The sequence below is a fragment of the Capnocytophaga cynodegmi genome (assembly GCF_002302475.1).
GTDB lineage: Bacteria > Bacteroidota > Bacteroidia > Flavobacteriales > Flavobacteriaceae > Capnocytophaga > Capnocytophaga cynodegmi.
The window spans coordinates 1,006,682-1,023,896 of sequence record NZ_CP022378.1; the positions used below are offsets into that span (position 1 = coordinate 1,006,682).

The window sequence follows — 17,215 nt, forward strand, 5'->3', positions numbered from 1 at the left end:
TATATTTAAGAATTAAAAAAACTCAAAGTTCTTGCCAAAAATTCGGTTGGGTTCTGAGCGTGAAGCCAATGTCCTGATTTTGAAATCATTTCAATTTTTGCATTTGGAAAATGAGCTTTTATAAGTGACTCATCTTCAGGCATTACATATTCTGAAAACTCACCTTTAAGAAACAATGTTTTTCCTGCAAAAGTATTGTTTTTTGGCAATTCTACACCGATTTCAGATTCATTCTCCATCAAAGCATTCAAATTCATTCGTAATCCTAACTTTTCACGTGTTTCCCAATACAAATTTTTTAACAGAAACTGACGAACAGAAGCCTCACTAACATACAAAGCTAATTGATTATCAGCCTCCGAACGAGATTTAACATTCTCAAAATCAATAGACAATAATCCTTTCAAAATTTCTCTATGATGTGGCGGATAATATTTCGGAGCAATATCAGCTACCACCAATGAGCGAACCATCTTTGGATTTTCAGTAGCAAAAAGCATTGCTGTTTTTCCTCCCATCGAATGTCCTATCAAATCAAACTCAGTGATGGATTTCGATTGTGCGTAACGCTTTAAATCTTCCGCCAAAATAGAATAGTTAAATTCCTCAGAATGAAAACTATGACCGTGATTTCGTTGGTCAATCAAATGTACTTCAAATCCTTTTTCTGCATATTTGAGCCCTAAAGTTTTCCAATTATCGGACATTCCTAAAAATCCGTGCAAAATAAAAAGAGGTTTACCCTGACCAATAATCTGTGAATGTAATATTTCCATTAACAAACTACCAAAATTATATTATTTTTCAAACTCTGCAAAGATAGGAAATAATTAACAATCAGCAATTAACATTGAAAAAAAATATTTTGTGTTGTTTTTATAATAAATTCTATCTAAAAAAATCGACTTTGGAACGATTTTGGCTATGAAAATATTATAAAATTAACTACCTCTTATGAAACAATTAATATTTTTTATCATTGGAACATTTTTATTAATTTCTTGTCAAGACGCATCAAATAAAAATAAAGATAGCGAAGAGATTTATTTACCTCAATCCAACGGACAAATAAATTCACTTGCTGTAGTGATTGACAATACCTTATGGAAAGGTACTGTGGGAGATACCATTCGCAAATATTTTGCCTCGCCAGTAGAAGGTCTTTCAACAGAGGAACCTATTTTTTCATTACATCAAATTCCTCCAGAAATATTTACAAACAACACTCGAAACAGCAGAAATATCTTAATTATAGAAAAAGATTCCATTAATAATGTGGTGATAAAAGAAAATCTTTTCGCTAAACCGCAGCGAATTGGTGTCATTCGAGGAAAAGCAAACCGTGATATTACCTGCGAAATACAAGAACATTTTTCAAAAATCGTAAGAGAATTTAAAGAAAATGACATCAGAGAAAACCAACTTCGCTTCCAAAAAGCTTTAAACAAAGAAAGGGACATTGAAGAAAAATTAGGTTTAAAACTAATGATGCCATCTGTTTATAAAATCGTAAAAAAAGAAAATAATTTCTTCTGGATAGAACGACAAATAAAAGGAGGAACAGCAAATATTATCATTTACGAAATGCCTCCTAATAGCATTCCTGAAGGAGATATCCGTTCGGAAGCAATTGTTAAAATGCGAGATTCTATCGGAAAACGCTATATACCTGGGCGAGAAGAAGGAATGTATATGATTTCAGAATCTGCCTTTGCTCCAAGTATTTATAACACTACGATTAAAGACCGCAAAGCCATTGAAAGTAAAGGATTATGGGAAGTTAAGAACTTCTTACTAGGCGGACCTTACGTGAATTACATTATTGAGGACCAACCTAATAATCGTTTGGTAGTTATTGAAGGATTTGTTTCGGCTCCTATGACTGATAAAAGAGATTATTTATTTGAATTAGAATCTATTATAAAATCTATTACATTTGTAAAGTAATTATTGGTGGTTAAATTAAAAATGGGAATCGTGATTTCTTGATTCCCATTTTTTTATTTTCTGAATTTTAGTTCGGTATCATTCTTACATAACGGATGTACCCTTTTCCATCGACTTTACTTTTCACACTTTCGGAAGTGAGTTCAAACTCCACATCTGTTGCGTGATACTTTTGGTCTTCCACTGCGGTTTCAAAACGAATTTTATATCCTTTGTTGATTTTATCATCTTCAATTTCAATAACTTTAACTGCTCTTTCTCCTCCGCTGATGGTAGCTCCTGTAATAGCGTCAATGGTTTGTCGTTTACCATAGAATTTCCACCATTCAATCAAATCACTATACCACTCAGGGTCATCACCCAGCACTTGTAATGTTTTTTCATATTTACCTTGCGGATTAATCAACGACACTACAATGTAAGCTCCCTCTCCCTCATAATTTGTAAGCTGAATCATACATTTGTATTTGGTGGTAGGCTGCTGTTTTGTGAAAGAAAAACCAACAAAAATAACCACTAAAATCCATATAAAATATCTGATTTTCATATATTTCTATCTTAAAAAATTAATATCCTTATCCTTTAGAGCTTCATTTTCTTTAGCTAAATCGTACACAGTTTCTTCAAAATCTGTTGTAATGGTTTTATTAGCTCCTTTTTCCAACAAAAATTTGATGTGATCCAAGTTCTTAGCCGTCATTGCAGCCTTGTGTAATGGGGTGAGTCCATCTTGGTTTTTTACATTGATATCAACATTTACGGAGGCTACTTTTTGTAATAAATTTAGATCTGCCTTATCAACTGCCAAATGATATATGTTATTTCCTTTTTCCTGATTTTGAGCAAAATTCAATCCTTTTTCTGCTAAAATATTCCATTTTTCATCAAACTTTTTAATGTCTCTTGGTGTATAACTCTCTAACAGATAATATACTAATGTATTTCCTTTAGCATCTTTTACGTTTATATCTGCTCCTTTTTTGATTAAATAGGAAACAACATCGGAAGTATTTCTGGCAACAGCCAAAGTTAAAGCAGAATGCTCCTGATTATTAGTTGTGTTGATATTAGACGATTTATTCTCCAAAAGAGAAACAACCTCAAGTGAATTTCTGGATGAAGCATTAATTAGAGGAGTATTCCCTTCTTTATCTAACTGATTTACAGAATTTCCTTTGTCAAGAAAATAATTTAGAACAGCGATGTCTTTATGACGAGATGAAAGCGTAAAAAGAGGCGTTAATCCTTCCTTATCTTTTTGATTGGGACTTACTCCTAAGCTCTCAATATATTTGAAAAATTCCAAATCATTGGTTTTCATTCTTGAGCCTTCTGCTGCTGCAAACATCAGGTTTTGTCCTTTATTATTTAGTGTTTTAGGGTTGAATCCTTTTTTAATCAATTGATTGATTATCTTTTGATTACCATTTCTTGAAGCATAAAACAGCGCATCATCGCCATTGTTATCAATACTTTTAAGCGATAATCCTTTTTTTATAAAATACTGAGCTTCTTTCAAATCTTTCATATGAGGAATTGCTAAAAGTAATGCATTAGCTCCATTTTCATTTTTTTCGTTAATATTCGCTCCTTTATTTATCAGAATATCATACAGTTCAGTATTTATATTTCCACGTACAGCAGCAAAAAGAAGAGGTGTGTACATATGGGAATCTTTCACATTAACATCTGCACCTTTTTGTAGTAAGTAATTGATTAAAGGTAAGTTATTCTGAAATGCTGCCCAAAACAAGTAAGTGCGTTTATCGTGAGTAAGTTTATCAACTTCATTTCCTTCCAGAGAAAGTAAAAAAAGTATAGTTTCATAAGGAGCTCCATTATTAATTGCCAATGAAACAGCATCATATGCTCTCTCATTCAACTCCGTAGGATTATTCCCTTCTGTTATTTTTTGCTTTACTTGTTCAACGGTAGGTTTTGTTTTCCAATAATCATTACTCAAAAAAATATTTTTCTGTGCCGATAATAACCCAGTCACAAAAAAACAAAAAAAGAAGATAATTCTTTTCATCACCATTCAATTTAAAAATTAATGGTGCAAATATAGTTATTTAGATTAAATATAAATATAAATTTTGTTTTTATCTATAGCGTAAGAAGATTTAAACACTACATTTCAGAAAATTTCTCTGCAAAAGCTGTGACATTATCCCAATTGGTATATTCTATTTCTGCATCAGAATTTGTAGGACCTTTAGTAATTACCATAATAAGTTTTATAATCAACTTGTCAAAAAAACCATAAATCTTATAGTTAATTTTACCCGCAAAAACCTCAACTGTAGTTGGTTTCCACTTTATTTTATCCAAAAATTTAACTACATAAGGATTTGTATGTGCTTGTCTTTTTTCCTCTTTTCTGGCTACTAAATTTACTGAAATAAAGGCAGATTTTTTAGCATTGAGCAATTCGTAATTTTGATTTATCAAATTTATAACATCCTGATTATGTTTTCCATACCGAATACTTGACGCCAGAATTATTTTGTCAAAATCCTTCAAATTATCTCGAAAATCAGCAATAGAAACTAATTTTACATCTTGTTTTTTTGAGAGCAAAACACCATTGATATGGTCACATATTTTCTTTGTTTGCCCATCTACAGAAGCATATATTATTACTGATTTTTCCATAATGTAATCTTACTTTTATCGTTTTTCCCATCTATGAATCCACGTTGCAAGTGCATAAACCCACGCATCATCATCATTCAAACACGGAATCATTTTAAACTCTTCTCCTCCATTTTCCAAAAATTCTTTTCCAGCCTCCATTTCGATTTCCTCAAGAGTTTCAATACAATCTGCCACAAAAGCTGGAGTTATGACCGCCAACTTTCTCACTCCACTACGGGCAAGTTCCACAACTCTATCAGAAGTGAAGGGCTCCAACCACTTATCAATTCCTAAACGAGATTGAAAAGCTTGTGAATATTGGCTTCTGGTTAATTGCAAACGCTCCACTAACTGACGTGTAGTTTCGAAACAATGTGTTCTATAACAACGTTCCGCTTCATCTGATTTTGGGTCACAGCAATATTTCCCTTCAGTAATTTTTTTGTGATTATCTGTTTTTACTGTTTTCCATAAATGCCGCTCAGGCACACCGTGATAAGAAAAAAGCAAGTGGTCAAAGTTATAGCCATTTAAGTGTGTTTTTGTCACTTTTGCAAGTGCATCAACATACTCAGAGCGATTGTAAAACGCTGGAAATTTAGTTAATGCCATTTCCTTGAATTTCGTTTTGATGAGTTTTTCTGTTAGTACCTCCACAGTTTCAGTAGTTGCCATAGCGTATTGTGGATACATTGGTAACAAAAGAACCTCAGTAACTCCTTTCTCCCTAAGTTGCTGTAAACCAAACTCTATACTTGGATTTCCGTAACGCATAGCAATCTGCACAGGCACAGAAACTTGCCTCTGTAACTTCGCTACCAATCTTTCTGTTATAACAATTAGAGGAGAGCCTTCCTCCCACCATATTTTTTTGTAGGCTTTCGCCGATTTTTTAGGTCTTACCCTCAAAATAATTCCACGAACAAGAAGTACCCTCAAAAGATATGGAAGATCAATCACCCTACTATCCATCAAAAATTCATCCAAATATCGCCTTACATCAGATACCTTAGTTGAATCAGGAGAACCTAAATTAACCAACAAAACTCCTTTTGACATATAATTTCCCTATTTTATAAATATGAGGTGCAAATGTAAAGAAATTTTAATAACTTTTCACTTCCAAATACAGAAAAAAATTATACCAAAATTGATATTACTTATTCATTTTTAATTCAGAATAATAAAATTATCTTTGCCCTTCGGTTTCAGAAGTACTTTTCGATTATTAAGAAACTGAATAACAATATCTTAAATATTAAAAAATAGAAATAAAATGATTACAGCGAATAGCCTATGTGTTGAATTTGGAGGCACCACACTCTTCTCCGATGTTTCTTTCGCCATCAATCCTAATGACCGAATTGCTCTAATGGGGAAAAATGGTGCAGGAAAATCTACTTTACTTAAAATTTTGGCTGGTGAACGCGAAGCTACACGAGGAAATGTTAGTATGCCTAAAGATTTTACAATCGCATATTTGCCACAACATCTGATTATGGACGATAATTGCACTGTTTTTGAACAAGTTGCAAAAGCCTTTACCGCAATTCAATCAATGGAAAAACGCATTGATGAAATTAATCAAGAACTTACTATTCGCACTGATTATGAATCTGATGAATATATGAAACTAATAGAGGAAGTTTCATCTTTGAGTGAGAAATTTTATGGCATAGAAGATACTAATTTTCAAGAAAAAATCGAAAAAACTCTGCTTGGTTTGGGCTTCACTCGTAACGATTTCCACCGACAAACAAATGAATTTAGTGGCGGTTGGCGAATGCGCATCGAATTAGGAAAATTGCTTCTTCAAAATCCTGATTTACTACTTCTTGACGAGCCTACGAACCATCTTGATATTAACTCCATCGAATGGTTTGAGGATTTTTTGATTAATTCTGCTAAGGCTGTGGTACTTATCTCTCACGACAGAGCTTTCGTAAATAACGTAACCAATCGTACCATTGAAGTGACAATGGGTCGAATTTACGATTACAAAGCAAAGTATTCTCATTATCTTGAATTGCGGAAAGAACGCCGAGCTCAGCAACAAAAACAATATGAAGAACAACAAAAAATGATTGCCGAGACCAAAGAATTTATCGAACGTTTTAAAGGTACTTATTCCAAAACATTACAAGTACAATCGAGAGTAAAAATGCTTGAAAAACTGCAAATTATAGAAGTTGACCAAGAAGATACCTCGGCTTTGAAATTAAAATTCCCGCCTTCTCCTCGTTCAGGAAATTACCCTGTCATCGCTGAAGATTTGGAAAAAACTTATGGGGAAAAACAAATTTTTTCAAATGTAAATTTCACCATCAAACGAGGCGAAAAAGTAGCTTTTGTTGGACGAAATGGAGAAGGAAAATCAACGCTTGTAAAATGTATTATGCGAGAAATTGACTACAATGGGACATTGTCATTGGGTCATAACGTGCAAATTGGCTATTTCGCTCAAAATCAAGCGTCTTTGCTAAACGGAGAACTATCTGTATTTCAAACTATTGACGATATTGCTATCGGAGACATACGCACCAAAATTCGTGACATTTTAGGAGCTTTTATGTTTAACAAGGAAGAAAGTGAAAAGAAAGTAAAAGTGCTTTCTGGTGGCGAACGAACTCGTCTTGCAATGATAAAACTTTTGCTTGAACCTGTGAATTTACTCATTTTAGACGAGCCTACAAATCACCTTGATATGCGAACAAAAGACATCTTAAAACAAGCCCTTTTGGACTTTGACGGAACACTCATTGTGGTTTCACACGACCGCGATTTTCTGGACGGACTTGTAACAAAAGTGTACGAATTTGGAGGAGGGAAAGTAACTGAACATCTGGAAGATATTTATGGCTTCTTACAGAAAAAGAAAATGGAAAATTTACGAGAAATAGAAAAATAAAACTATTGTTTGAAAATAAGAAAACATCTGTAAATCAATTCTATTTACAGATGTTTTTCATTTTTAATTTTATCAGAGAAATGATTTCTTATTTCCCTAAAAAGGGATATCATCTATGTTTTGACTTGGAAAATTAGGAGGTATATCCCCAAAAGCATCTCGTGCTGATGGAAGCTTGGAAACATCAAAATCATCATTCATTTTCGAACCTATTTCTTGCGTAAAAGATTGGAATCCAGAATTATCAAACTCATCTAAATTATCAAATTTACCAAACTGACCCAAGAATTTCAAACGAATATTATCCAATCCACCATTTCGGTGTTTAGCAACAATAAACTCTCCTTGATTTTCAGTTGAAGACTGAGCTTCATCGTCCCATTCCATAATCTTATAATATTCAGGACGATATATAAACGACACAATATCAGCATCTTGCTCAATAGCTCCCGATTCCCGCAAATCTGATAATTGAGGACGCTTATGTCCAGGACGTGACTCAACATTACGCGACAACTGCGAAAGAGCAATAACAGGAACATCTAACTCCTTTGCTAAAGCTTTAAGATTTCGAGAGATAGTCGAAATTTCTTGCTCACGATTTCCTACACCCTTTGTTCCTCCAGCTGTCATAAGTTGAAGATAATCAATGATTATCAACTTTATGCCATATTGAGAGGAAAGCCGTCGTGCTTTTGCCCTTAGGTCAAATATTGAAATTGAAGGTGTGTCATCAATGTAAAGCGGTGCTTTTTCAAGGTCTTTGACTCTGGTACTAAGCACGTGCCATTCGTGAGGCTCTAATTTCCCTGTACGTAATTTTTCGGAAGAAAGTCCTGTTTCGGAAGAAATCAAACGTGTAATCAATTGAACTGAAGACATTTCCAAAGAGAAAAAAGCAACTGGAATTCCCTGCCCAACTGCAATATTTCGTGCCATAGAAAGCGTTAAAGCCGTTTTCCCCATACCAGGACGTGCGGCAATAATGATAAGGTCACTCGCTTGCCAACCTGATGTAAGTTGGTCAAGTTTTGTAAATCCAGAAGGAACACCACTAAAACCATCGGTTTTATTGGAAAGGTCTTGAATTTTATTCAAAGCCTTGATAACCAAATCTCCAGCTGATTCACTCGAACGTTTCAGGTTTCCTTGTGTAACTTCATAAAGTTTTGATTCGGCAGAGTCCAATAGGTCAAAAACATCTTTGGTTTCATCATAAGCATCTTCAATCACTTCCGATGAAATTTGAATCAATCGGCGTTGAATGAACTTCTGCATAATGATACGTGCGTGAAACTCAATATGTGCCGATGAAGATACGCGTTGCGTAAGTTGAATCAGGTAGAATTCACCCCCAACAGCTTCCAAATTTCCATTTTTGCGAAGCTGCTCCATAACTGTTAATAAGTCAATTGGTTGTGATTGTTGAAAAAGTTCAAAAATGGCTTGATAAATAAGCTGATGTTGTTTTCGATAAAAAACTTCAGGGCTGAGAACGTCAATAACATCATCAACTCCTTTTTTATCAATCATCATTGCACCAAGCACAACTTGCTCTATATTAATATCTTGAGGAGGAATTTTCCCTCGCTCCAGATTAATCATAGTAGGGCTTATTACATTTTCAGTTTGTAAAGATGGATATGTTTGAGTTTCTTTCATAGTGCGAAATTAGGAAAAAAAATGGTTTCTTGAAAAAGATATGTGAACACCCATTGTTAACAAATTGTTTATAACCTGTTTATAACTAACACAAAAACAATCCAAACACTGATTATCAGAACTCAGAAAAAAGTAATTTCAGTGATAAGTTCTCTTAACAATGTTTTCTTTGTTCAGAAAATTATTCTTTCAAAATTGTACGTAGTGCTTTTCGTACAATATATTGTGTATTTTTTGTTGGGTTTTCTTTTTCCCAACGTTCGCAAAGTTGTGTCACAAAATCAGGACGGGTTTTGGAAGCATCATTGAGCCAATTACCTACACTATCCTGCACATATTTTGAAGAATCGGACTTTAGTTTTTCCAAGATGGACAAAGCCAATTCAGGTTTTTCTTTCAATTCATCAATATGCGGACACCAAACTCCCCTCGGACGAGTGGATTCTGTACAAAAACGGCGAATATTCTCATTTTCACTTTCAGTCCAATCCGTCAAAAACTTTATCGAAAAATCAAGATTGTCGTTAATATCTTTACGAAGTGCCATCCACGCAACTTCTCGAACGCCAAAATGCGTATCGGCAATCAAAGGTTTTAATTGTATAAATTTATCTTTCAGAGAAATATTTTCATTTAGTGCTAAAAAATAGGTTGCATAACAGCGTACAGAATCTGAAATATGCGACTTGAGTTTTTGAAATAATATCTCATAATCGCTTGAACTCATATATTCTTTATAAAGCACTGAACTAACGACTCTTATGCTATTCATCGCTGAAGCTTTCTTCTGCTGTTTCAACAATGAAGTAATTTGAAGTATAATTTCTTCAGAAACGCTCATTTCAGGAAATACAGAACCAACCAAAACACTATGGTCAATTGCTAACCACTCCGTTAGATTTACCGTTTCGATATATCCTAAATTCAGTAATTTTAAGACTTCTGTAGGAATATTTTCAATTTTAATTGCTCCTTTTCTATGTAAAATCTCAGGGTTTATGCTCATTTTATTTTCTTATTTCTGAATTTGTTCTTACAAAACTTAATTTCCAAAAAAATGGCTACCTTATTTAGATAGCCATTTTTTTAGTTCTATTGTTTATACACTCCCATATTCAGATATTTGTCCATTCGTTTTTCAACGAGTTTCTCTGACGGAAGTTTTTTCAACTCTTCGTATGTTTCTAAAATCACTTTTCTGACAGTTAGGAAAGTAGTTTCTCTATCACGATGAGCTCCACCAAGTGGTTCTTTGATAATCTCATCAATTAGTTTTAACTTCTTCATATCAGGAGCCGTAAGTTTAAGAGCTTCAGCTGCTTCTTTTTTATATTCCCAACTTCTCCAAAGGATAGATGAACACGATTCTGGAGAAATAACTGAGTACCAAGTATTTTCAAGCATATACACACGATCGCCAATACCTATTCCCAAAGCTCCTCCCGAAGCTCCTTCCCCGATGATAAATACAATAACTGGAACTTTCAAACGAGACATTTCCAATATGTTACGAGCAATAGCTTCTCCCTGACCGCGTTCTTCAGCTTCAATTCCTGGAAAAGCTCCTGGTGTGTCCACGAAACAAACGATGGGAATTCCGAACTTCTCTGCAGATTTCATCAAACGTAAAGCCTTGCGATAACCCTCAGGATTTGCCATACCAAAATTACGATACTGTCGCATTTTTGTATTCACTCCTTTTTGTTGTCCAATAAAAAGAAAACTTTGGTCTTCAATCTTGCCGAAGCCTCCTATCATTGCTTTATCGTCTTTTACAGTTCTGTCGCCGTGTAATTCCAAAAATGTATCTCCACAAAGGGCTCTAATATAGTCAAGTGTGTAAGGTCTGTCCAAGTGACGTGAAATTTGAACACGCTGCCAAGCCGTTAAATTACTGTAGATTTCTTTCTTAGTTTGGTTAAGTTTTTTTTCAATCTTTTTACAAGCATCGGTCATATCCACATCGCTCTCATCACCAATAAGAGCACACTTCTGCATTTGTTCCTCCAATTCTTTGATTGGTAATTCAAAATCTAAATATTCCATAAGGTCGTTTATTTTGACTTATATTTGAGCAAAAGTACGAAATTTTACAATTGAAAATATCTTTACCTCAAATATTTTGTATTATCTTAGCATCAATAATAAAAATCTCACATCAACAAGAAACAACAAATCATTAATTAACAAATCATTACAAACCCAAATTCAATTACTATTGTATTTCAGTGATATTACTTATTTACCTATGTTTTCTCTTTTCATAACTTCACATTGCTTAAAATAAAACTTTTTCCTATTACTAATTTCAATTTTACTTAAAAAAAAGTATATTTGCCCTTAAATTAAGTCTAAATTAAAATCCTTATGAACAAGGCTTCTGTTAAAGACAAGCTTACCATTTCTCATCTTAAAAAAGGAGAAAAGGGAATCATAAAACATATTGACATTGAGAATATTCCGTTAAAGCTAATTGAATTAGGATGCTTTGTTGGTAGCGAAGTTGAAGTTATCGAAAAAGCTCCTTTTGGTAATCCAATCTACGTTAATATGAACAATTCCTACCTTTCTATCCGCAAAGAAATGGCTTCATTAATTGAAATCGACAAAATATGACCAAGAGAGAAATAAAAGTAGCACTTATCGGAAACCCAAATACAGGAAAGACTTCTATTTTTAATGCACTTACGGGATTAAACCAAAAAGTAGGAAACTACCCAGGAATTACAGTCGAAAAAAAAATCGGACATTGCAAACTCACTGACAATGTTAAAGCCGAAGTTATTGATTTGCCAGGCACTTACAGCCTTAATGCCAATTCAATGGACGAACGCGTAGCGGTAGATATCCTTCTAAATAAGAACGAAACACTTCACCCTGATGTAGTTGCCGTTATCGCTGATATTGAAAACCTAAAGCAAAACTTGCTGATATTTACACAGATAAAAGACCTTAACATACCCACTATTCTGGTTGTAAATATGGCAGACCAAATGAAGCGAAAAGGCATCAGCATTGATGTTCCTGCTCTGGAAAGAGAACTCAAAACCAGAGTAATACTTACCAGTACACGCACACGAAACGGCTTGGACGAACTCAAAAGCGTTCTCGCCAACTGTGCTGACCTACCCACGCATTCTTTTTTAGACATCAACCGATTAGATGCTCCGTATTTCCATAATTTAACCACGCTGTTTCCTAAAGAAAACGCATACAAACTCTGGTTAATAATATCACACAATACGGATTTCATCGAAAGCCATAAAGAAATTGACCTCGCTGGTTTAAGAAATACCAAAAGCGAAAGCCAGATCAAGCAGATGAAGCAGCGAGAAACCATCTTGAGGTATCAGCAAATAAACGAAATATTAAAAAAAACATATTCGATAGACCTTTCACAGGCGAAAACACTACGAGCAAAGTTAGACAAAGTGCTTATTCACAAAGTTTTTGGATACATTATTTTTGCGTTGGTGCTTTTGCTCGTGTTTCAGGCTGTGTACGACTGGAGCAGTTATCCAATGGATTGGATAGAAGAGAACTTGGAGAAATTTACAAAATGGACATCCAAAAAACTTCCTGAGGGAGCATTAACGGAATTATTAACCGAAGGAATTCTACCAGGAATAACGGGAATTTTGATTTTTATTCCCCAAATCGCTATTCTTTTCTTCTTCATCTCTCTGCTTGAAGAAAGTGGATATATGAGTCGGGTTGTATTTTTGATGGACAACATTATGAAGCGTTTCGGGCTTAATGGTAAGAGTGTTGTTCCACTAATATCAGGTGCAGCGTGTGCAATTCCTGCCGTGATGATTGCACGAAACATCGAAAGTTGGAAAGAACGCCTCATCACAATTTTAGTAACTCCGTTTATGACGTGTTCTGCCCGACTGCCCGTTTATCTGATTATCATTGCTTTGGTAATTCCTGATGGCGAGTTTCTGTTCATAAGTTACAAGGCTCTTACATTATTTGCATTGTACGTTTTGGGATTTGTTGCAGCATTGCTTTCCGCTTTTGTGCTTGACAAACTTCTGAAAATAAAGAAAGGAAAAAGTTTTTTCATTGCCGAGATGCCTAACTATAAAGTTCCGCTATGGCGAAACGTAGCTATCACTGTGTATGACAAAACGAAAAGCTTTGTGCTGGGTGCGGGGAAAATCATCTTAGCTATCTCTATAATTCTGTGGTTTTTAGCTTCACACGGAATGGGAGAAAAATACAACAATATCGAAAACGAAGCGACAATTTTAGCCCAACAACAGCAATGGGACGAAACCCAAACAGCTCATTTTATTGAATCCTCACAGCTGGAATATTCCTACTTAGGCTACATCGGAAAAGCAATTGAACCCATTTTCAAGCCATTGGGCTATGATTGGAAGATAAGCATTGGCGTTCTTTCGTCCTTTGCTGCACGTGAGGTTTTCATCAGCACACTGGCTTCAATTTATAGTTTAGGCGGTGATTTGGATACAGAAAAAGAAGAAGGCGAACGCACTATTTTAGAGAAATTACGAAGCGAAACCCGCACAGACGGAACACCCGTATATACCTTTGCTACTGGCATCTCGCTACTTTTGTTCTACGCCTTTGCTATGCAATGCCTCAGCACTATGGCGGTGGTACGTCGTGAAACCAACAGCTGGAAATGGACTGCCCTACAATGGTGCTTTATGACAGGTGTTGCCTACCTGAGCGCTATGTTAGCGTATCAATTTTTATAACGAATTTTCTTTACAGAAAAAGACAACTTCAGATACAACAAACCCACACTTTGCGAACAGACGTAGCGTGTGGTTTTTGTTTCTTGAGGCAACCGAAAATTTTTCTGACGTGATAAATTAAAACAGATATACTGATAACTAAGAAAACTTTGACGTCAAACTAAAATAAGTTTGCCTGTAAACTTAAAACACTTTGACGTCAAAGTTATTTCAGTTTGACGTCACAATATTTTCAGCAAACAGCGTAGTTTTTTTATCTAAATAGCTACCCAAAAACAGAAATACTTTCTATCTGAAAAAATATTGCCAACTCCTGAAATAAACACAAAGGTCACTTTTTTAATTTGCTTTTTGTTATCTTTGCAAACGCATAGTTTATAGCGTTACTGGCTGTATTCTAATTTATTTCCACTTACATAAACAAAGAAAAAGATTACCTATGTAAGTTATAAAAACTTCGACTTCGTTTAGCCTAACGATAACTCGTAGTTAATTTTAGAACTCTCTACATTAAGAAATGAAAACCAAAGAAATACTTATAAAAGGAGCTAAGCTTCATAATTTAAAAGACATTACGGTTGGCATTCCGCGTAATCAATTGGTAGTGATTACGGGCTTATCGGGTTCGGGAAAGTCCAGCTTGGCGTTCGACACACTTTATGCCGAGGGGCAACGCCGTTACGTGGAAAGCCTTTCGTCTTACGCACGTCAGTTTTTAGGAAGACTCGACAAACCCAAAGTGGATAACATCGTGGGAATTGCTCCCGCTATAGCTATTGAACAGAAAGTCAATACTTCTAATCCGCGTTCTACCGTAGGAACGTCCACAGAAATCTATGACTATTTAAAATTACTCTTCGCTCGTATCGGAAAAACGTACTCGCCCATTTCTGGCAAAGAAGTGAAAAAACATTCTGTTACTGATGTAGTTGATGCCGTTTTGAACTATCCTGAGCGAACAAAATTACTGCTTTTAGCTCCCGTGCATATTGCCGAAGGTAGGAAAACGCCCCAAGTGCTTCAAATTTTATTACAGCAGGGTTATGCACGTATTCAGCATAAAGGCGAAATTATTCGCATTGACGAAGCCGACCTAAACAGCATAAGTTCTGATTTTCTGCTTGTTATTGACAGAATTATTGTACAACACGACGAAGATTTTACACATCGATTAGCAGATGCCGTTGATACTGCTTTCTTTGAAGGAAAAGGCGAATGCATCATCGAAGAGGTTGAAAGTCAGAACAAACAAACGTTCAGCAACCGATTTGAATTGGACGGCATTGAGTTTTTTGAACCCAATGTTCATTTGTTTAGCTTCAACAATCCGTACGGAGCTTGTCCCAAGTGCGACGGATATGGCGATACCATTGGGCTTGATGAAGAGTTAATCATTCCGAACACTGCCCTTTCCGTGTACGATAATTGCATCTTTCCGTGGCGAGGCGAAACGATGAGTTGGTATCGCGATCAGCTGGTTTTGAATGCTTACAAGTTCGATTTTCCCATTCACAAGCCGTGGTTTGAACTCACCAAAGAGCAAAAACAATTAGTTTGGAAAGGCAATAAATTTTTTACCGGACTGACAGATTTTTTCAAAGAACTTGAAGAAAAAAGTTATAAAATACAAAATCGAGTACTACTTGCACGTTATCGCGGAAAAACCAAATGTAACGAATGCGACGGGAAACGCCTACGCAAAGAGGCTGATTACGTAAAGATTAACGGCAAAAGTATTTCAGATTTAGTTGATATTTCCATAGAAGAATTACAAACTTTCTTTAAAGAGTTGAAACTTTCTGACTACGAAAGAAGCATAGCCAAACGCCTACTTGTGGAGATTGAAAATCGATTGCAATTCCTTTCAGACGTAGGATTGAATTATCTGACCCTCAATCGTAAGTCAAACACGCTTTCGGGCGGAGAAAGCCAACGTATCAATTTGGCAACTTCATTAGGAAGCAGTTTGGTAGGCTCGATGTATATTTTGGACGAACCCAGTATCGGTTTGCACCCGAAAGACACTGAAAAGCTCATCGGAGTACTCAAATCATTACGTGATTTGGGCAACACCGTGATTGTAGTTGAGCACGATGAAGACATTATGAAAGCTGCCGATTACATCATCGATATTGGTCCTGAAGCTGGAACGCACGGCGGTGAGGTAGTTGCACAAGGCACTTATGATGAAATTCTTACGGCAGATTCGCTAACGGGTAAGTACCTCAGCAAACGAATGCAAATCGAACTTCCGAAAGAAAGACGTACCTCTCCGCATTACATCACTCTTATAGGTTGTCGTGAAAATAACTTAAAAAACATAGATGTTACACTTCCGTTGGATATGCTTACGGTAGTTACGGGCGTTTCTGGAAGCGGAAAATCGACACTTATCAAGCGAATTTTATATCCTGCGATGCTTAAAGAGTTGGACATCAACAGCGACAAGGCAGGACAGTTCTCAAAACTTGACGGAAAGTACAAGCACATTCAGTCTGTGGAGTTCGTTGACCAAAACCCGATAGGCAAGTCCTCACGCTCAAACCCAATAACTTATATAAAAGCCTACGACGATATTCGGAATTTGTATGCCTCACAAAAACTTTCAAAGTTGCGTAACTTTCAGCCAAAACACTTTTCATTCAATGTAGATGGTGGGCGTTGTGAGGTTTGTAAAGGCGAAGGCGAAGTTACCATCGAGATGCAATTTATGGCTGATGTACATCTTCCTTGCGAGGCTTGTGGCGGGAAACGTTTCAAAAAAGAAGTGTTGGAAGTAACTTTTGAAGGTAAGTCCATCGACGATTTGCTAAACACCACTATTGATGATGCCGTTGCGTTTTTTGAGCAACACAAGCAACCAAAAATCAGCTCGAAACTAAAACCACTTCAAGATGTTGGGCTGGGTTATGTTACACTTGGGCAATCGTCTTCCACGTTGTCGGGTGGAGAGGCACAACGCATTAAGTTGGCTTCTTTCTTGGCGAAGTCCGAAAGTAAAGAAAAAGTACTATTCATATTTGACGAACCTACCACAGGATTGCATTTTCACGATATTCGCAAGTTATTAGTTTCCTTTCAGGCACTTATAGAAAAAGGGCATTCCATTATCGTGATTGAGCATAACTTAGAGATGATAAAATCAGCCGATTACGTAATTGACTTAGGACTGGACGGAGGCGACAAGGGCGGAACCATCATCGCACAAGGCACTCCTGAAGAAATTATCCGAAACAAACAGAGCTACACAGCTCAATACTTGAGAGAAGTGGTGAAATAATAAAATAAAGCTGTCCGTAATGGACAGCTTTTTATTAACCCGTAAGAAGAC

13 protein-coding genes are annotated in these 17,215 nt (G+C 35.7%); 5 read left to right on the top strand and 8 right to left on the bottom strand.

Going from position 1 to position 17,215, the window contains the following annotated elements:
* Nucleotides 1-5: 5 nt before the first annotated feature.
* Nucleotides 6-776 carry an alpha/beta fold hydrolase gene (locus CGC48_RS04655; protein WP_098028645.1) on the bottom strand — a complete coding sequence of 257 codons (771 nt, stop codon included), beginning with the start codon at nt 774-776 and terminating at the stop codon, nt 6-8.
* A 178-nt stretch (nt 777-954) separates the two neighbouring features.
* Between CGC48_RS04655 and CGC48_RS04660 the strand changes: the two genes are divergently transcribed.
* Nucleotides 955-1,947: a DUF4837 family protein gene (locus CGC48_RS04660; protein ID WP_098028646.1), complete on the top strand. Its 993-nt coding sequence runs from the start codon at nt 955-957 to the stop codon at nt 1,945-1,947.
* Nucleotides 1,948-2,014: 67 nt separating this feature from the next.
* Here CGC48_RS04660 and CGC48_RS04665 read toward each other — a convergent pair whose 3' ends face one another.
* The 4 genes from CGC48_RS04665 to hemH form a co-directional block, all read right to left on the bottom strand.
* Nucleotides 2,015-2,494, bottom strand: a complete 480-nt coding sequence (locus tag CGC48_RS04665; protein WP_098028647.1) for a DUF2271 domain-containing protein — start codon at nt 2,492-2,494, stop codon at nt 2,015-2,017.
* A gap of 6 nt (nt 2,495-2,500) precedes the next feature.
* On the bottom strand, nt 2,501-3,979 hold the full coding sequence (locus CGC48_RS04670) for an ankyrin repeat domain-containing protein (RefSeq protein ID WP_232780551.1): 1,479 nt from the start codon (nt 3,977-3,979) through the stop codon (nt 2,501-2,503).
* 98 nt (nt 3,980-4,077) lie between these two features.
* Complete coding sequence (hemG, locus tag CGC48_RS04675; protein WP_098028649.1) at nt 4,078-4,602, bottom strand: menaquinone-dependent protoporphyrinogen IX dehydrogenase; 525 nt, start codon at nt 4,600-4,602, stop codon at nt 4,078-4,080.
* A gap of 15 nt (nt 4,603-4,617) precedes the next feature.
* The gene (gene hemH, locus CGC48_RS04680; RefSeq protein ID WP_098028650.1) at nt 4,618-5,643 is read right to left on the bottom strand and encodes a ferrochelatase; all 1,026 of its coding nucleotides are present in this window, start codon (nt 5,641-5,643) and stop codon (nt 4,618-4,620) included.
* Nucleotides 5,644-5,860: 217 nt separating this feature from the next.
* On the opposite strand from hemH, the gene CGC48_RS04685 reads away from it, so the two are divergent.
* Nucleotides 5,861-7,492, top strand: a complete 1,632-nt coding sequence (locus CGC48_RS04685; RefSeq protein WP_098028651.1) for an ABC-F family ATP-binding cassette domain-containing protein — start codon at nt 5,861-5,863, stop codon at nt 7,490-7,492.
* A gap of 96 nt (nt 7,493-7,588) precedes the next feature.
* Here CGC48_RS04685 and dnaB read toward each other — a convergent pair whose 3' ends face one another.
* The 3 genes from dnaB to CGC48_RS04700 all read right to left on the bottom strand — a co-directional run bounded on the left by dnaB (nt 7,589) and on the right by CGC48_RS04700 (nt 11,200).
* On the bottom strand, nt 7,589-9,154 hold the full coding sequence (dnaB, locus tag CGC48_RS04690) for a replicative DNA helicase (RefSeq protein WP_018280176.1): 1,566 nt from the start codon (nt 9,152-9,154) through the stop codon (nt 7,589-7,591).
* Between the two features lie 181 nt (nt 9,155-9,335).
* Complete coding sequence (locus CGC48_RS04695; protein ID WP_098029760.1) at nt 9,336-10,154, bottom strand: DNA alkylation repair protein; 819 nt, start codon at nt 10,152-10,154, stop codon at nt 9,336-9,338.
* A gap of 92 nt (nt 10,155-10,246) precedes the next feature.
* Nucleotides 10,247-11,200, bottom strand: coding sequence for an acetyl-CoA carboxylase carboxyltransferase subunit alpha (locus tag CGC48_RS04700; RefSeq protein WP_018280174.1), 954 nt, complete (start codon nt 11,198-11,200; stop codon nt 10,247-10,249).
* A gap of 321 nt (nt 11,201-11,521) precedes the next feature.
* Here CGC48_RS04700 and CGC48_RS04705 point away from each other — a divergent pair, with 321 nt between their 5' ends.
* The 3 genes from CGC48_RS04705 to uvrA all read left to right on the top strand — a co-directional run bounded on the left by CGC48_RS04705 (nt 11,522) and on the right by uvrA (nt 17,164).
* Nucleotides 11,522-11,770 carry a FeoA family protein gene (locus tag CGC48_RS04705; protein ID WP_041990583.1) on the top strand — a complete coding sequence of 83 codons (249 nt, stop codon included), beginning with the start codon at nt 11,522-11,524 and terminating at the stop codon, nt 11,768-11,770.
* Nucleotides 11,767-13,884: a ferrous iron transport protein B gene (gene feoB, locus CGC48_RS04710; protein ID WP_098028652.1), complete on the top strand. Its 2,118-nt coding sequence runs from the start codon at nt 11,767-11,769 to the stop codon at nt 13,882-13,884. Before CGC48_RS04705 ends, feoB begins: the two co-directional genes overlap by 4 nt.
* Nucleotides 13,885-14,401: 517 nt before the next feature.
* A complete protein-coding gene (gene uvrA / locus CGC48_RS04715; RefSeq protein ID WP_098028653.1) occupies nt 14,402-17,164 on the top strand; it encodes an excinuclease ABC subunit UvrA in 2,763 nt (920 codons plus the stop codon).
* Nucleotides 17,165-17,215 lie beyond the last annotated feature (51 nt).

Coding starts and splice junctions, on each gene's coding strand:
- CGC48_RS04655 (WP_098028645.1), bottom strand. CDS start 776: ATGGAAATATTACATTCACAGATTATTGGTCAGGGTAAACCTCTTTTT.
- CGC48_RS04660 (WP_098028646.1), top strand. CDS start 955: ATGAAACAATTAATATTTTTTATCATTGGAACATTTTTATTAATTTCT.
- CGC48_RS04665 (WP_098028647.1), bottom strand. CDS start 2,494: ATGAAAATCAGATATTTTATATGGATTTTAGTGGTTATTTTTGTTGGT.
- CGC48_RS04670 (WP_232780551.1), bottom strand. CDS start 3,979: ATGAAAAGAATTATCTTCTTTTTTTGTTTTTTTGTGACTGGGTTATTA.
- hemG (WP_098028649.1), bottom strand. CDS start 4,602: ATGGAAAAATCAGTAATAATATATGCTTCTGTAGATGGGCAAACAAAG.
- hemH (WP_098028650.1), bottom strand. CDS start 5,643: ATGTCAAAAGGAGTTTTGTTGGTTAATTTAGGTTCTCCTGATTCAACT.
- CGC48_RS04685 (WP_098028651.1), top strand. CDS start 5,861: ATGATTACAGCGAATAGCCTATGTGTTGAATTTGGAGGCACCACACTC.
- dnaB (WP_018280176.1), bottom strand. CDS start 9,154: ATGAAAGAAACTCAAACATATCCATCTTTACAAACTGAAAATGTAATA.
- CGC48_RS04700 (WP_018280174.1), bottom strand. CDS start 11,200: ATGGAATATTTAGATTTTGAATTACCAATCAAAGAATTGGAGGAACAA.
- CGC48_RS04705 (WP_041990583.1), top strand. CDS start 11,522: ATGAACAAGGCTTCTGTTAAAGACAAGCTTACCATTTCTCATCTTAAA.
- feoB (WP_098028652.1), top strand. CDS start 11,767: ATGACCAAGAGAGAAATAAAAGTAGCACTTATCGGAAACCCAAATACA.
- uvrA (WP_098028653.1), top strand. CDS start 14,402: ATGAAAACCAAAGAAATACTTATAAAAGGAGCTAAGCTTCATAATTTA.